This is a genomic window from Pseudomonas sp. GW821-FHT09H03 (assembly GCF_059415945.1).
This window is the reverse complement of the sequence record NZ_JBWKOF010000002.1, coordinates 117,511-133,548: the sequence shown is the minus strand read 5'-3', so window position 1 is coordinate 133,548 and position 16,038 is coordinate 117,511. Positions and strand designations below refer to the sequence as shown.

The 16,038-nt window shown below is 61.0% G+C and carries 8 protein-coding genes and 1 pseudogene; 4 read left to right on the top strand and 5 right to left on the bottom strand.

The features are described 5' to 3' along the window. Positions 1 to 38: 38 nt before the first annotated feature. The 3 genes from selO to AC07OG_RS03235 are packed head-to-tail and all read right to left on the bottom strand — an operon-like array spanning position 39 to position 6,696. Positions 39 to 1,502 carry a protein adenylyltransferase SelO gene (gene selO / locus AC07OG_RS03245; RefSeq protein ID WP_495066198.1) on the bottom strand — a complete coding sequence of 488 codons (1,464 nt, stop codon included), beginning with the start codon at positions 1,500 to 1,502 and terminating at the stop codon, positions 39 to 41. Positions 1,503 to 1,550: 48 nt separating this feature from the next. Further along, on the bottom strand, positions 1,551 to 4,919 hold the full coding sequence (gene mscK, locus AC07OG_RS03240) for a mechanosensitive channel MscK (protein WP_060542670.1): 3,369 nt from the start codon (positions 4,917 to 4,919) through the stop codon (positions 1,551 to 1,553). A gap of 34 nt (positions 4,920 to 4,953) precedes the next feature. Then, positions 4,954 to 6,696: a potassium/proton antiporter gene (locus tag AC07OG_RS03235; RefSeq protein WP_060542671.1), complete on the bottom strand. Its 1,743-nt coding sequence runs from the start codon at positions 6,694 to 6,696 to the stop codon at positions 4,954 to 4,956. Between the two features lie 497 nt (positions 6,697 to 7,193). On the opposite strand from AC07OG_RS03235, the gene AC07OG_RS03230 reads away from it, so the two are divergent. The 4 genes and pseudogenes from AC07OG_RS03230 to AC07OG_RS03215 all read left to right on the top strand — a co-directional run bounded on the left by AC07OG_RS03230 (position 7,194) and on the right by AC07OG_RS03215 (position 9,761). After that, positions 7,194 to 7,424, top strand: a complete 231-nt coding sequence (locus AC07OG_RS03230) for a hypothetical protein (protein ID WP_053153499.1) — start codon at positions 7,194 to 7,196, stop codon at positions 7,422 to 7,424. After that, positions 7,421 to 7,723 (top strand): cell division protein ZapA, encoded by a 303-nt coding sequence (locus AC07OG_RS03225; protein ID WP_060542672.1) that lies wholly within the window; start codon positions 7,421 to 7,423, stop codon positions 7,721 to 7,723. Before AC07OG_RS03230 ends, AC07OG_RS03225 begins: the two co-directional genes overlap by 4 nt. 40 nt (positions 7,724 to 7,763) lie before the next feature. Then, positions 7,764 to 8,894 (top strand): annotated as a pseudogene (locus AC07OG_RS03220) (HAMP domain-containing protein); the annotation flags it as partial. Positions 8,895 to 8,915: 21 nt separating this feature from the next. Continuing rightward, positions 8,916 to 9,761 (top strand): methyl-accepting chemotaxis protein, encoded by an 846-nt coding sequence (locus AC07OG_RS03215; RefSeq protein ID WP_495066357.1) that lies wholly within the window; start codon positions 8,916 to 8,918, stop codon positions 9,759 to 9,761. Between the two features lie 121 nt (positions 9,762 to 9,882). On the opposite strand, the gene AC07OG_RS03210 is transcribed toward AC07OG_RS03215, so the two are convergent. Together AC07OG_RS03210 and putA are read right to left on the bottom strand one after the other, a co-directional pair. Beyond that, positions 9,883 to 11,685, bottom strand: coding sequence for an acyl-CoA dehydrogenase (locus AC07OG_RS03210; protein ID WP_495066197.1), 1,803 nt, complete (start codon positions 11,683 to 11,685; stop codon positions 9,883 to 9,885). Positions 11,686 to 11,938: 253 nt separating this feature from the next. Further along, entirely contained in the window at positions 11,939 to 15,889 is a 3,951-nt protein-coding gene (putA, locus tag AC07OG_RS03205; protein WP_495066196.1) for a trifunctional transcriptional regulator/proline dehydrogenase/L-glutamate gamma-semialdehyde dehydrogenase, read from the bottom strand. Positions 15,890 to 16,038: the final 149 nt, after the last annotated feature.

Sequence of the window (16,038 nt, the reverse complement as noted above, 5' to 3'; positions counted from 1 at the left end):
TTGGAGGCGCCCGCCAGGATTTTCAATTGCGGCCAGCCTCACGACGAACAACTGATCTCCAGATGCTTGCCCCACTCCGGCGGCCGCTCTGCATAACTATCCATCCCGGGTTGCTCCTCGAATGGATTGCTCAGCACCGCGTGCAGCCGGCGGACTTCCGAGTAGTCGCCGTCCTGCGCCGCATCGATGGCTTTCTGCGCCAGGTAGTTGCGCAGGATGTACAGCGGGTTTACCGCATTCATTCTTTTGCGGCGTTGTTCCTGGTCAGCCTCGCCTTCACGCGCGACCCGCGCGATATACAGCGCGCCCCAGGCATCGAAACCCTTGATGTCGACAAAGTCATCGCGCAATCGGGCAGTGGCCTGTTCCGGTGCCTGCTCGCCCAAGCGGCGGAAGAACAGGCTGTAGTCGACGCCGCTGTTCTGCATCAGCTGCAACAGATGCTCCAGCAATTTCTGGTCATCATCTTCGGCAGTGGTCAGGCCGAGGCGGCGGCGCATCAGGTCAAGGTAGTGAGCCTGGAACAGCGGCAGATACAGGCCAAGGGTTTCGCGCAGGGCCTCGACGCTGATGAATGGCGTCAGGGCCTGGGCCAGGGCGCTAAGGTTCCACTGGCCGATCGGCACCTGATTGCTGAATGAATAGCGACCCTGGTCATCGGAGTGGTTGCAGATGAAATTGGCGTCGAAGTCATCGAGGAAGGCGAACGGGCCGAAGTCGAAAGTGATGCCGAGGATCGACATGTTGTCAGTGTTCATCACCCCGTGGCAGAAGCCGTAGGCTTGCCACTTCGCGATCAGTTCGGCATTGCGCTCGACCACTTCGCGGAACATCGCCAGATACGGCTCCGGTTGTTCCAGGCAATGGGGGAAGTGCATAGCCAGCACGTGATCGCCGAGTTCTTTCTGCTGCTCGGGGCGTTTGGTGTAGTAGAAATACTCGAAATGCCCGAAGCGCACGTGGCTCGGCGCCAGGCGCAAGACCATGGCGGCGCGCTCCTGTTTCTCGCGCCACACCGGGGTGTCGGAGCCGATCACGCACAGGGCACGGGTGCTCGGGATGTTCAGGGCGTGCAGGGCTTCGGAGGCGAGAAACTCGCGGATCGATGAGCGCAACACCGCCCGCCCGTCGCCCATGCGCGAAAATGGCGTCTGGCCGGCACCCTTGAGGTGCAAGTCCCAATGCTCGCCGGCCTGGTTATACACCTCGCCCAACAGCAGGCCGCGTCCGTCGCCCAGCTGCGGGTTGTAGGAGCCGAACTGATGACCGGAATAGACCATCGCCCTTGGAATGGCATCGGCCCAGAGCTTGTGGCCGCTGAACAGTTCGGCGAACTCCGGGGTTTCGGCCACGGCCGGGTCGAGGTCCAGCAGCGCCATGGCGGCGGGGCTGGCCACGACCAGGCGCGGATTGTCGATGGGCTCGGGCAGCACATGAGCGGAAAACGCATCGCCCAAGCGGTCGAAGCGATTATCGAAAGTCAGTTCGTCGAGGGCTTTCAAGGGCCGGCTCCAGCAGAATGTCCGAGCATTCTGCTGGGGATTGGCCGGTTAGTCGAGTTTGGCGGCGGGCGGTTCTTGCGCGGGCTTGCGGTCGACGATCGGCACGATGGTTTTCGCTTCCGGCTCGATCGGCACCATCTTGTATTCCTGGCCGTGCAGGTTCTTCAGGTAAACCTCCATCTGGCGGAACGAGATGTTGATGTGCTGCTTCTTGAACTCGCGGTTGATGAAGCGGTTGACCTCGTCGAGCACCGGGTTGCGGTCACCGAGGTCGCGCACGTGCATGCGCAATTCGTGGTCCAGGGTGCTTTCACCGAAGTTCAGGAAGTACACGTGGGGTTCTGGATCTTTCAATACTCGCGGATTATCGCGGGCGGCCTTGAGCAGCAATTCTTTCACCAGATCGAGGTCCGAGCCATAGTCCACGCCGAGCTTGAGGGTTACCCGGGTGATGGTGTCGGTCAGCGACCAGTTGATCAGTTGTCCGGTAATGAACGTCTTGTTCGGGACGATGATGTCCTTGCGGTCGAAATCGGTGATGGTGGTGGCGCGGATGCGGATCTTGCTCACGGTGCCCGACAGGTTACCGATGGTGATGGTGTCGCCGATGCGCACCGGACGCTCGAACAGGATCATGATGCCGGAGATGAAGTTGGCGAAGATCTCCTGCATACCGAAGCCGAGGCCGACCGACAGCGCTGCCACCAGCCACTGCAACTTGTCCCAGCTCACGCCGAGTGTCGACAGGGTCGAGACGAAACCAACGCCGGCGATCACGTAGGACAGCAGGGTGGTGGTGGCGTAGGCACTGCCCTGGGCCAGGTTGAGTTTCGACAGCACGAACACTTCCAGCAGGCCCGGCAGGTTTCGCGCCAGGGCGAAGGTAATGCCGATGATGATCAGCGCGCCGAGCATGTCGCCGATGCTGATCGGCACCATGCTCATGTTGGCGCCGGTGCCGCTGGTGTATTCGTACAGGGTGATGTTGTCCAGGTACGAGAACACCGAGATCAGGTCGGACCAGACCCAGTACAGCGCTGCGATGAAGCCGCTGAGCAGCGCCAGGCGGATCAGGCGCAGGGACTGTTCGTTGACCTTCTCGATGTCCAGCGTGGGTTCCTCGATCACCGCTTCGCCGTCCCCGGCCTCTTTCGCCGCCTGGCGTTTGGCCAGGGCGCGCTGGTAGGCCAGGCGGCGAGCCGCCACGCTGAGGCCGCGCACGAAGGTGGCTTCGATCACCAGCCAGAACATCAGCAGGTACAGGGTGTTGATCAGGCGATCACTAAGTTTCAGCGCGGTGTAGTAGTAGCCGAAGCACACTGCCACGAACAGCGCGACGGGCAGGGCGGTGAACATGATTCCCAGGGTCTTGCGGAACAGCGAGGCGTTTTCGTGGGTCGGGCTGCTGATCAGCAAGCGGCTGAGCAATAGCGTCATCAAGGCATAGCAGGTGAGTACCACCGGCATGCCGAGTACGTCATCGGCCAATGCCGCCGGTTGCAGTTCGGCAACCGCCACCACTGTCACCAGGGCCATCACCACCATGCCCAAGCGGCGGACCCAGCCACGGAGGAATTCGACCTGGGGTTTTTCCCAGCGGAAATGCAACTCCGCCACGCCACCGGGCGACAAAATCCGGTAGGCGGTATAGAAGACCAGCCAGGCCTGGGCCATTTGCATCAACGCTGCGCCGACACTGGCGTTTTGCTCCCGTGCATCGATTTGCAGGGCCAGGCCGCACAAGCCCAAGGCCAGTGCCACCGGCATCGCCAGCAGGATATTGATCAGGATCGCCTGGGGCGTGTGCCACTGGCTGTCGCGTTTGAAGTGGCCGATGTCCTGGTGCACCTTGTTCAGTCGCGCATACAGCTGCTTGCGCCGCCACAGCAGGGCGCCGATCAGCAGGGCCAATGGCAGGAAGAGCAGGGGGCGCTGGGTCAGGCCGTCGACCAGCTCGCTGAAGCTTGAGGTCAATGGCAGCGAGTCGACCTGGCGCTCCAGGCGATCCGGCACGCTGTACAGCCATTCCAGGTCCAGCGGTTTGTTACTGGGAATCCAGAACATCTGCTCATCTAGCGTCGCTCGCAGGCTTTGTGCGGTGCTGAGCAATTGCTTCTGGTTCAACTGCAGGGTGATGGACTCGTTGAGCACCGCGCTAAGTTCGCGATTGAGCCGCTCCAGCAGGTCGGCACGGGTGGTGGCCAGTTCCAGCAGGCTTTTGCGCAGCTGTGGGGTGACCTGCTCAGGCGGCTGGGTCGACAGCAGGTTGTCGACGTAGGTCGCCGGATTGCTGAGCATCTCCCGTTGCTGGCTGACTTCGAACTGATACAGGCGGATGTCGGCAATTTGGTCGGCAAGGTTGCGGTCGACCCGCAGGCGCGGCAAGGCCTGCTTCTGTTTGTACAGAATCTTGGACAGCAGCAGGCTGCCCTTGAGCACGTTGATCTGTTCATCCAGGGCCGAATCGCTCTGGGTCACGCTGTCCAGTTGCTGCTTGGTCATCAGGTTTTGCTGGGTGACTTCGTTGAGACGGTCGGTGCTTTTGAGCAGGTAGTCCGACAGTTTCAGGTTGGCCGAACTCTCGGTGGCCAGAAGACTGCTGCCACCGGACTTTTGCGCTTCGATGGATTGCTGGGTGACGGTTTCCTGGGATTGCGCCAGGCGCTTCTGGTTGATCAGGTTTTGCAGGTCCTGGATTTCCTGATCCAGGCGCTCGGAGCGCTCCGATAGCAAGTCATGCTGGCTCTTGCCCAGGTCTTGCAGCTGGGTATTGCCGGCCAGTTCCTGGCGACGCAGTGGAATCAGGGCGTTCAGTGCCGCGAGTTCGGCATTGAGCTGGTCGCGCTGCTCGGCGCTCAGGGTTTTGCCGGCGTCTTTGCCTGTCTTGAGGATGTTGTTGATCTGCTGGATGCGCGTCTGGCTGGCGGAAATCTCCGCCTGGGCCCGCTCCGGCCGGGTCTGGGCGGTGATGATCAGGCTGTTGGCTTCGGCCAGGGCTTTTTGCAGATCGCTCTGCTGCGTCGAGCGTTCGGTGAGCACCTGCTCCAGTTGCTGAATCGGCTCTTTGGCGAAGCGTTGCGCGACCGGCGACACGGTGGTGGCTTTGAGCCGGGTCAGTTCGCGCTGGTTCTCTATGGTCTGGCGGGGTGCGCTGCTCAACTGCTGCTTGAGATCGGCCAGCTTCTGCTCGTAATCGCGCTTGCTGTCGAGCTGCGTGAGGGTGTTCTGCAGGACGGTTTGCAGGGCCTTTTGATCGGCTTCGGGCAGCTTGCGATCAGCGATCTTGTTCAGGCTCGCTTGCACGGCTTCGCTGCTAGGCGGTTCGGCCGCTTGTGCCGCTTGCGGTAAACCAAGGGAACCGACAGAAAGACTCAAGCCCAGCAGGGCAATGGCGAAAATGGAGCGCAGGTTAGGCATAAAGACCGGTCAAGCAAGTGATAGTGGGAGCAGTTTAGAGGAAGAGCCCGGGGCCCGGGCGACTTCCTTCGGGGAATCTGACGCCCACTTTGCCGATCTTGTTCCCGTCCATGACCGCAACTGTCCAAATGGTGTTGTTCCACTCCACCTGGTCGCCGACCACTGGTGCGCCACCGACTTTCTGGGCAATGAAGCGGGCCAGGGACATGTCCGGATCGATGCCTTCGACCTTCAACCCGTAGAGTGCAGCAACCGCGGCCAGCTGGGCGTCTCCTTCGAGGACGAAGTCGCCGAAGAAGCGCAGATCGAGGCCCCGTTGCGGGGCCTGGCTGAAGAGTTTTCCCAGGGCCGGCAGGTTGTGCTCATGACCGATTACGCACAGCAAATCATCGACTTCGAGCACCGTACTACCCGACGGATGGAGCAATTGTTGGCCGCGAAACAGGGCCGCGATGCGGGTACCCTCGGGCATTTTCAGTTCCCGCAGGGGGGAGCCGATGCACCATTTCTCTGCGCCAAGGCGATAAACGAACAACTCCCATTCGCTGGTGACGTGCACCTCCAGAGCGGAGCGGGAGATTGGTGCAGGGTCCGGGGGCACGGTCACTTTCAGCAGTTTGGCGACCCAGGGCAGACTCGTGCCCTGCACCAGCAGCGATACCAGCACGATGAAGAATGCGAGGTTGAAATAAAGCTGGGCGTTAGGCAGGCCAGCCATCAGCGGGAACACCGCCAGAATGATCGGAACCGCGCCACGCAAGCCTACCCAGGAAATGAACGCCTTCTCGCGCCCATGGAAAGCCTTGAACGGCAGCAGGCCGACCACGACCGACAGCGGCCGCGCAAACAGAATCATCCACAGCGCCAGAGCCAGCGCCGGCAGGGCGATCGGCAGCAGGTCGTGAGGCGTCACCAGCAAACCCAGCACCAGGAACATGCCGATCTGCGCCAGCCAGGCCATGCCGTCGAGCATGTGCAAGATGCCGTGGCGGCTGCGCACCGGGCGGTTGCCGATCACCAGTCCGCACAGGTACACCGCGAGGAAACCGCTGCCGTGCAGGGCGTTGGTCAAAGCAAACACCACCAGGCCACCGGCAATGACCAGGATCGGATAAAGGCCGGTGGCCAGGTTGATGCGGTTGACCAATTGCAGCATGAGCCATCCGCCGCCGAGGCCGATGACGCCACCAATGCCGAACTCGCGCAACAGGTGGGTCAGCAGGCTCCAGTGCAGCCCGGTCTCGCCGCTGGCGAGCATGTCGATCAAGGTGACGGTGAGGAATACCGCCATCGGGTCGTTGCTGCCGGATTCGATCTCGAGGCTGGCGGTCACCCGTTCGTTCAAGCCTTTGCCACCCAGCAACGAGAACACTGCCGCTGCGTCGGTGGAGCCGACGATGGCGCCGATCAGCAGGCCTTGAATCAGGTTCAGGTTGAACAGCCACGCGGCGGCCATGCCGGTCAGCCCTGTGGTAATCAACACCCCGACCGTGGCCAGCGACAACGCCGGCCATAACGCGACGCGGAAACTCGAGACCCGGGTGCGCAAGCCACCGTCGAGCAGGATCACCGCCAGTGCCAGGTTGCCGACCAGGTACGCCGTGGGGTAGTTGTCGAAAATAATGCCGCCACCGTCAACGCCGGCCGCCATGCCGACGGCCAGGATGATCACCAGAATCGGGATGCCGAGGCGCGATGAAAGCGAACTCACCAGAATGCTTGCACCTACCAGCAACGCGCCGATCAAGAACAGGCTGTTGATGGTCGTCGCATTCAAAGGCAGTACTCCAGAAAGCTGAAAGGCGGGCACAAACTGACCATGCAGTCTGCGTGCCAGCGATTCTAACCTGTTGAAATGCGATGCTGTCAAAAAGCTTTTTGACGGAGCTAACTGCGATCTCAAATTGAGTGCAGTCACTGTGGCGAGGGCGCTTGCCCCCGTTGGGTCGCGAAGCGACCCCAAGTCGGCCGGTGCAATATTTCCTGGAATATCCCGTCTGCAGGTTTTACGGTTGCTGCGCAACCGAACGGGGGCAAGCCCCCTCGCCACAGCAAGCCCCTCAAGCCACAAAAGGCTATACCGCCCAAGCATTTGACCCAGCTGGCGAGATCGGGCGACGAAGTGCAGGAACCAGATCGCCGTAGTACAGTCTTTAAAACTCGCGGGAAAGGTCACCCGCCAGGAAAATCAAGGCATTGCGCCCGTATAACCCTGGCATCCATGATGACTTTTCTTTATCGTACGCGCCCTTTGAAAAAGTCCGGAAAATCAAAATGTTGGAAGCATCCCTAAGCCAATTGGAACAACTGGTCAGCGACCTGGTACAACAGAACCAGGCCCTGCTCGGCACCAACCAGACCCTGACCGCAGAATTGGCCCAGGCCAAGGATGAGAACGAAAGCCTGCAATTAAGCCTGATGGAGCAGGAAGAGAAGCAAGGCGCCACTGCGGCTCGCATCCAGGCTCTGGTCGAGCGCGTCAGCGCAGGTCCCGTCAGCGCATGAGTTACAACGCCGCAGGGGTAAAGGTCGTCTCGATCCTGGGAGAGGACTATTCGATCAGGGCGCCGGCCGGGGAAGAGCAGACCCTGCTGGACGCCGCATTGATGTTGAAGGCTGCCTTGGCCGATACCAAAAGGAAGTACCCGACGCTGATCGGTGACCGACTGCTGGTGCTGGCCGCGATGAATCTGTGTTCCCAGCAGATTGAAATGCAAAAGCAGCACAAGCTCGAACTCGACCGTTACCAAGAGCAAGTCAGCGCCACGGTCGAAGTGATTTCCAAGACGATCAACCAGGCCTGATCGGTTTTGCGCACAACCAAAGAATAAATTGTCGATGTAAATGTATACATTCGGCATGGCTGTTGCAGTGTTTCAGCCTCTTATTCTTTGGGGGTGCTCCATGCAGTTCTGGCGACGCAGTATCCAGTGGCAATTGATCCTCAGCATGGGCAGTGCCCTGCTGGTCAGTATTCTGATTGTGGTTGGCCTATATACCCTGGTAGTTAATCGCCTCGCCCAGAGCTACCTGGTCGAGCAGGCACTGCCGTCGAGCATCGAAGCGATGCGCAACGACATCGAGCGCATCCTCGTCCAACCCCTCACCGCGGCGAGGGATATCGCCAGCAACAGCATGGTGCGTGACTGGTTGGCCGGGGGCGAAGACAGTGACCAGGCCGGCACTTTTACTACCTATCTGGAAGGTATCCGCGCCGAGCACAAGGCCTTTACCGCGATTATTATCGGCAGCGCGTCCAACCATTATTTCACCGAAAAAGGTCTGGACCGGACGCTCAGTCGTTCCAACCCCACAGACGCCTGGTTCTACTCTTTCCTCGACAGCAACCAGCCACGCACTCTCAATATCGACAATGACACCGCCACCGGAGAATTGGCGCTTTTCATCGACTTCAAAGTCGAGCAGGCCGGGAAAGTCGTGGGTGTTGCCGGGCTTGGCCTGAGCATGAAAGAGCTGTCTGAGCTGATCCACAACTTCAACTTTGGCGAGCGCGGCAAGGTCTATCTCGTGCGTTCTGACGGTTTGATCCAGGTCCACCCGGAGGCGCAATTCAGCGGTAAGCGCACCCTGGTCGAACAAATCGGCGGCTCGGCGGCCCAGGCGGTGATGGGTCAAAAAACTGCCACCAGCAGCAGCTTCCAGCGCGACGGTGAAGACTTCCTCGCATTAAGTCTGCCCCTGCGCGATCTCGGCTGGACCCTGGTGGCCGAAGTGCCGCAATCGCAGATCTACGCCGAATCCCGTCGCGCGATGTGGATGAGCAGTGGCATCGGTCTGGCGGTGGCGCTGGTGTGCCTGTTGCTGGTGGTATTGCTGGCCCGTGGTCTGGTCAGGCCGATTCGGCAGGTAACAGCCGCATTGGTTGCCATTGGTAGCGGCGGTGGAGATTTAACGCACCGGCTCGATGCCAGTCGCGCTGATGAACTGGGGGACCTGGCACGCGGATTCAATCGCTTCCTCGACAGCCAGCACGGCATGATCGGCGAAGTGCTGACCACCAGCGAACGCTTGCGCACCGCCGTCAGCCAAGTGGCGCGAGTGGTGGATAACACCGCTGAACGCTCCGGCCGCCAGCAGGAAATGACCGACATGGTTGCCACCGCTGTCCACGAAATGGGCCTGACCGTGCAGGAGATCGCCCAGAATGCGGGCAACGCGGCAGTCGCCTCGCAATCGGCCCGGGATGAAGCGCTGCTGGCGCGGGATGTGGTCGGCGGATCGATTCGGCATATCGAAAGCATGTCCGACGAAATCGGCGTGGCGGCCACGGCCGTGGGGGAGTTGGCCCATCAGGTGGCCTCGATCGATCAGGTGCTGGCGGTGATTCGCGGGATTTCCGAGCAGACCAACCTGCTGGCATTGAATGCGGCCATCGAAGCCGCTCGGGCAGGAGACATGGGTCGCGGATTCGCGGTGGTTGCCGATGAGGTGCGAACCCTGGCGCGGCGTACCCAGTCGTCCACTGATGAAATTCAGCAGATGATTGGCAGCCTCAAGCTGGGTGCGGAAAACGCGGTGTCCTCGATGCATGCCGGGCAGGCGGCGACGGGTACCGGCGTCGAGTCGAGCCAGCGCACCGGCGCGTCGCTGACGGCGATTACCGGGCAGGTAGAACGCATTAGCGACATGAACCACCAGGTGGCGACCGCGACTGAAGAGCAGTCGGCCGTGACCGAAGAAATCAATCGCAATGTGCAAGGGATTTCGGATTTGGCGCGGGCGACGGCGGGGGAGGTCAGGGCTTGCCGCGAAGACTGTCAGACGTTGCAGCGATTGGCGGATGACCTGGCGCGGCAGATGGGTGGGTTCAAGCTCGGTTGACTGATCGTTCCCACGCTCCGCGTGGGAATGCAGCCGGGGCGTTCTGCGCCCCAAGCGCCGAACGCGGAGCGTCCGTTGAGACATTCCCACGCAGCGCGTGGGAACAATCAGGGGCAAAAGGTTAGAACCATTCATCCTGCATGTTCAGGCAAACATCATCTCGCGCCTCAAGAATCGTCAGTTCATGGTGACAACCCGGTACTTCCCACGTCAGGAAGTAGCGCGCCGCTTGCAGCTTGCCTTTATAGAAGCTCGCATCCGCCGTATTGCCTTTGGCCAGGCCTTCCTCGGCACGAATCGCCTGCTCCAGCCAACGCCAGCCAATCACTGCGTGACCAAATACCTTCAAGTACAGCGCCGAGTTCGCCAGGCTGCTGTTGACCTTGCCTTGTGCCAGGTCCATCAGCAGGCCGATGGTCACGCCCTGCAGGCGCGCCACCAGTTTTTCCAGCGGCTCGCGCAACGCAGTCAACGATTCATGGGCCTGTGCTCGCTCAGCGGTATCGGCGATCAGGCGGATCAGTTGCTTAAGCCCTGCACCGCCATTCTGCGCCAGCTTGCGGCCCAGCAGGTCGAGCGACTGAATGCCGTGGGTGCCTTCGTGGATCGGGTTCAGGCGATTGTCGCGGTAGTACTGCTCCACCGGATACTCACGGGTATAACCGTGCCCACCAAGGATCTGGATCGCCAGTTCGTTGGCCTTGAGGCAAAACTCCGACGGCCAGGATTTGACGATCGGCGTCAGCAGATCCAGCAGTTCCTGGGCCTGCTTGCGTTCCGCCTCGGTCTCAATGGTGGTGGTGTCATCGAACAGTCGCGCCGCGTACAACCCGAGGTCAAATGAACCTTCGACGTAAGCCTTTTGCGTCAGCAGCATGCGTTTGACGTCGGCGTGCTGGATGATTGCCACCGGCGCGGTGTTTGGGTCCTTGCTGTCCGGCACGCGACCCTGCGGGCGCTCGCGGGCGTATTCCAGCGAGTACAGATAACCGGCGTAGCCGAGCATTACCGCGCCCATGCCGACGCCGATCCGCGCTTCGTTCATCATCTGGAACATGTAGCTCAAGCCATGATGCGCCTTGCCCACCAGATAACCGACGCACTCACCGTTATCGCCGAAATTCAGCGCGGTAGACGTGGTGCCGCGCCAGCCCATCTTGTGGAACAGGCCAGCCAGCAACACATCATTGCGCTTGCCCAGGCTGCCGTCATCGTTCACCAGGAACTTGGGCACGATGAACAGGGAAATGCCTTTCACTCCGGCCGGCGCATCCGGCAACTTGGCGAGCACCATGTGCACGATGTTTTCGGAAAGCGGGTGATCGCCGCCGGAGATGAAAATCTTGTTGCCCTTGAGGCGATAGGTGCCGTCGGACGCAGGCTCGGCACGGGTACGAATATCCGACAGCGATGAGCCGGCGTGAGGTTCGGTGAGGGCCATGGTGCCGAAGAAGCGTCCATCGATCATCGGTTGCAGGAAGCGGCGCTTCTGTTCCTCGGTGCCAAAGCTCTCGATCAGGTTGGCCGCGCCCATGGTCAGGAACGGATAAGAGGTCGATGCCGCGTTGGCCGATTGGAAGTGCGCAAAACAGGCTTGGGACAAAAGCGTGGGGAGCTGCATGCCGCCAGCGTCGAAACTGCGCGCGGCGTTGAGAAAGCCGGCTTCGAGGAAGGCATCCACCGCCGGTTTCACTTCCGGAATCAGGATTGCCTGGCCGTTTTCATAGCGAGGCTCGTTCTCGTCGCCCTTGCGATTGTGCGGGGCGAAGAACTTCTCGGCGATGCTGCGGGCGGTGCCGATGGCGGCATCGAAGGTTTCGCGGTTGTGCTCGGCGAAACGCTCACGCTGGGTCAGGCCCTCGGCATCGAGGACTTCATACAGCTCGAAAGCCAGATTACGGGAACTGAGCAACGTCTCGGACATGGCGGCCTACCTTTTATTGGGATGGGCCGAGTCTAGTCATGTGAATTTATGCTGAATAGCATGATTGATGAGCGTGATAATTGGGCCGGGCGGCGACTTTGCAGGCGCCACAAAGCAAATGTGGGAGCGGGCTTGCTCGCGAAGAGGCTCCATTCAACATTTAAGTTGACTGACAGTCCGCTTTCGCGAGCAAGCCCGCTCCCACAGGGTTTTGGTTGCCAGGCAGCATTCGCGGCTGCCCGGTTTATCGGATTTAACCGATGGTCATCAGGCTGGCGTTACCGCCCGCCGCAGCGGTGTTAACGCTCAACGCCCGCTCGATCACCAGGCGCTCCAGCGCAATGTTGCTCTCGCCCTGGGCCAGGCCCTGAACCCCGACGATCGCACCGGCACGCTTGGCCACTTGCTGGCAAACCGCACGCAACTGATCGGAATGGCCGTGATGCAGGACTGCATCAAATACCACTTCGTCCTTGTTCCAGTCGGAAACCAGCTTGATGCGCACCTGAATGTCCTTCGGCAGACGTGCGAACAAGGCCTTGGTCAAGTCCGATTCCGGCCATACCGCCGAACCACCTACAGCCAGTACGGCTGCCAGTTGCGTCAGCAGATCGCCTTCGACTTCCGTCAGGCACAGCACGTGTTCGCGTGGCAGGATCGCATAGCTGTTGCGCTCGCCGGTAGGGCCGGCGAGTACACGGGTGATCCCGCTTTGCGATTGCGCGGCGAACTGCACGCACAGGGTGCTCAGGTCGGCGAACTTGTTGCTGTCGGCCCAGGCTTTCAGCGCGGTCAGCGGCTTGCTCATGGCATCGCGTAGACGAACGTCCGGCGCTGCGATGGCGTCACCGCGAGCGAAGGATTGTTCGATCGCATCGGTAGGACGGGTCGACAGCAGGCGGTACAGGTACAGCGGGCCGCCGGCTTTCGGACCGGTACCCGACAGGCCTTCGCCGCCGAATGGCTGCACGCCGACCACGGCACCGACGATGTTGCGGTTGACGTAGACGTTACCGGCATTGACGGTGTCGATCACCTTGGCGATGGTCTCGTCGATGCGGGTGTGTACACCCAGGGTCAGGCCGTAGCCGGAAGCATTGATCTGGGCGATCAGTTGATCGATGTCTTTGCGCTTGTAGCGAACCACGTGCAGTACCGGGCCAAAGATCTCCCGTTGCAGTTCGTCGAAGCTTTCCAGTTCGATCAGCGTTGGCATCACGAAGGTGCCACGTTTGACTTCTTCGGCGTCGGCGATAGCCACCTGGTACACGCTGCGACCTTTGTCGCGCATGGCCTGGATGTGCTTCTCGATGCCAGCCTTGGCTTCGGCGTCGATCACCGGGCCGATGTCCACGGACAGGCGCTCAGGGTTGCCGAGACGGCTTTCAGCCATGGCGCCCTTGAGCATTTCGATCACTCGGTCGGCGGAATCTTCCTGCAGGCACAGGACACGCAATGCCGAGCAACGCTGACCGGCGCTGTCGAAGGCCGACGAAACCACGTCGATCACCACTTGTTCGGTCAGGGCCGAGGAGTCGACGATCATTGCGTTCTGGCCACCGGTTTCGGCGATCAGCGGGATTGGACGACCCTGGCTGTCCAGGCGACCGGCAATGTTGCGTTGCAGCAGACGAGCCACTTCAGTGGAGCCGGTGAACATCACGCCTTTGACGCGATCATCACCCACCAGGCCTGCGCCGACGGTTTCGCCACGGCCCGGCAGCAGTTGCAGTACGCCCTCCGGGATGCCGGCTTCGAGCAGCAGGCGCACGGCCTGAGCAGCCACCAGCGGCGTTTGCTCCGCAGGTTTGGCCAGTACCGGGTTACCGGCAGCCAGTGCCGCAGCCACTTGACCACTGAAGATCGCCAGCGGGAAGTTCCATGGGCTGATGCACACCACTGGACCCAGCGGACGGTGAGCGTCGTTGGTGAAATCGTTGCGTGCCTGCACCGCGTAATAACGCAGGAAGTCTACGGCTTCGCGCACTTCGGCGATGGCGTTGGCGAAGGTCTTGCCGGCTTCGCGGGCCAACAGGCCCATCAGCGGCTGGATTTCGGCTTCCATCAAGTCGGCGGCACGCTCCAGAATCGCGGCGCGCTCGGCTGGTGGTGTGGCCTGCCAGATCGGTGCGGCGTTGAGAGCGCACTGGATGGCGTTGTCGACGTCTTCTACCGTGGCTTCCTGCACATGACCGACCACGTCGCGCAGATCGGACGGGTTCAACACCGGTGCCGGAGTTTCAGTGCTGGAGGCGCAACCGAGCATCGGCGCGGCTTTCCAGTGGTTGTGAGCGGTTGCCAGCAGGGCGCAGGACAGCGAAGCCAAACGATGTTCGTTGGCCATGTCGATGCCGCTGGAGTTGGCGCGTTCCGAACCGTACAGATCACGCGGCAGTGGAATGCGCGGGTGCGGCAGGCCGAAACCACCTTCCACGGTCGCCATCTGCTCGATGCTGGCTACCGGATCGGCTACCAGTTCCTGGATGGAAATCGACTGGTCGGCGATGCGGTTGACGAACGAGGTGTTCGCACCGTTTTCCAACAGACGACGTACCAGGTAAGCCAGGAGGGTTTCGTGGGTGCCGACCGGAGCGTACACGCGGCACGGACGGTTCAGCTTGCCTTCGGAAACTTTGCCTACAACTTGTTCGTACAGCGGTTCACCCATGCCGTGCAGGCACTGGAACTCGTACTGACCAGGGTAATAGTTCTGACCGGCGATGTGATAAATGGCCGACAGCGTGTGGGCGTTGTGCGTGGCGAACTGCGGGTAGATGACTTCCGGTACCGACAGCAGTTTGCGTGCGCAAGCGATGTAGGAAACGTCGGTGTACACCTTGCGGGTGTACACCGGGTAGCCTTCCAGGCCTTCGACCTGGGCGCGCTTGATCTCGCTGTCCCAGTACGCGCCTTTTACCAGGCGGATCATCAGGCGATGACGGCTGCGACGAGCCAGGTCGATCACGTAATCGATCACGTACGGGCAACGCTTCTGGTAAGCCTGGATCACGAAACCGATGCCGTTCCAGCCGGTCAGTTGCGGCTCGAAGCACAGGCGCTCGAGCAGATCCAGCGACAGCTCGAGGCGGTCGGCTTCTTCAGCGTCGATGTTCAGGCCGATGTCGTATTGCTTGGCCAACAGGGTCAGCGACAACAGGCGCGGGTACAGCTCATCCATCACGCGCTCGTACTGGGCACGGCTGTAACGCGGGTGCAGGGCGGACAGTTTGATGGAGATGCCCGGGCCTTCATAAATCCCACGGCCATGGGACGCTTTGCCGATCGAGTGGATGGCTTGTTCGTACGAGGCCAGGTATTTCTGCGCGTCGTGTTCGGTCAGCGCAGCTTCACCGAGCATGTCGTAGGAGTAGCGGAAGCCCTTGGCTTCGAACTTGCTGGCGTTGGCCAGGGCTTCGGCGATGGTTTCGCCGGTGACGAACTGCTCGCCCATCAGGCGCATGGCCATGTCGACGCCCTTGCGGATCATCGGCTCGCCACTCTTGCCGATGATGCGGCTCAGGGACGAAGTCAGGCCGGCTTCGTTGTGCGTGGACACCAGCTTGCCGGTCAGCAGCAGACCCCAGGTAGCGGCGTTGACGAACAGCGACGGGCTGTTGCCCAGGTGCGGATGCCAGTTGCCGGTGCTGATCTTGTCGCGGATCAGCGCATCGCGAGTGCCTTTGTCCGGGATGCGCAGCAGCGCTTCGGCCAGGCACATCAGCGCCACGCCTTCCTGGGACGACAGGGAGAATTCCTGCAACAGGCCCTGAACGATGCCGGCACGGCCGCCAGCGCTCTTCTGGTTGCGCAGTTTTTCCGCAATGGATGCGGCAAGTTTGTTGGTGGCTTCGGCCATCGGTGCCGGCAGACGCGCCTGCTCGATCAGCATTGGCACCACTTCCGGCTCAGGGCGACGGTAGGCGGCGGTGATCGAAGCGCGCAGCACCGATTGCGGCAGGATGCTTTCGGCGAATTCCAGGAAGCACTGGTGGGCATGATCCACAGGCGCATCGACGGTGTCGTCGGAATCCTTGGTCAAACCGCTCAGCTCAGTCAGGGTTGCACCACCCTCGAGTTTTTCCAGGTAATTGAAGATTGCCTGCTTGATCAGCCAGTGCGGCGTGCGATCAATCGAGGTCGCGGCGGCCTTGAGGCGTTCGCGGGTCGGGTCGTCAAGTTTGACCCCAAGGGTGGTGGTAGCCATGTTTTTATCCTCATGTTTGCCACGACTGCGTGGCATCAGCTGGCGGCAAGATTAGCCGTGCGCCTGTTGAGGTGCAACCGGGTGCAACCCTTTTTTTATCGGAATATTACGCAGCTCGTCAGGAAATAAATTCTGCTACGTCAGCGTTG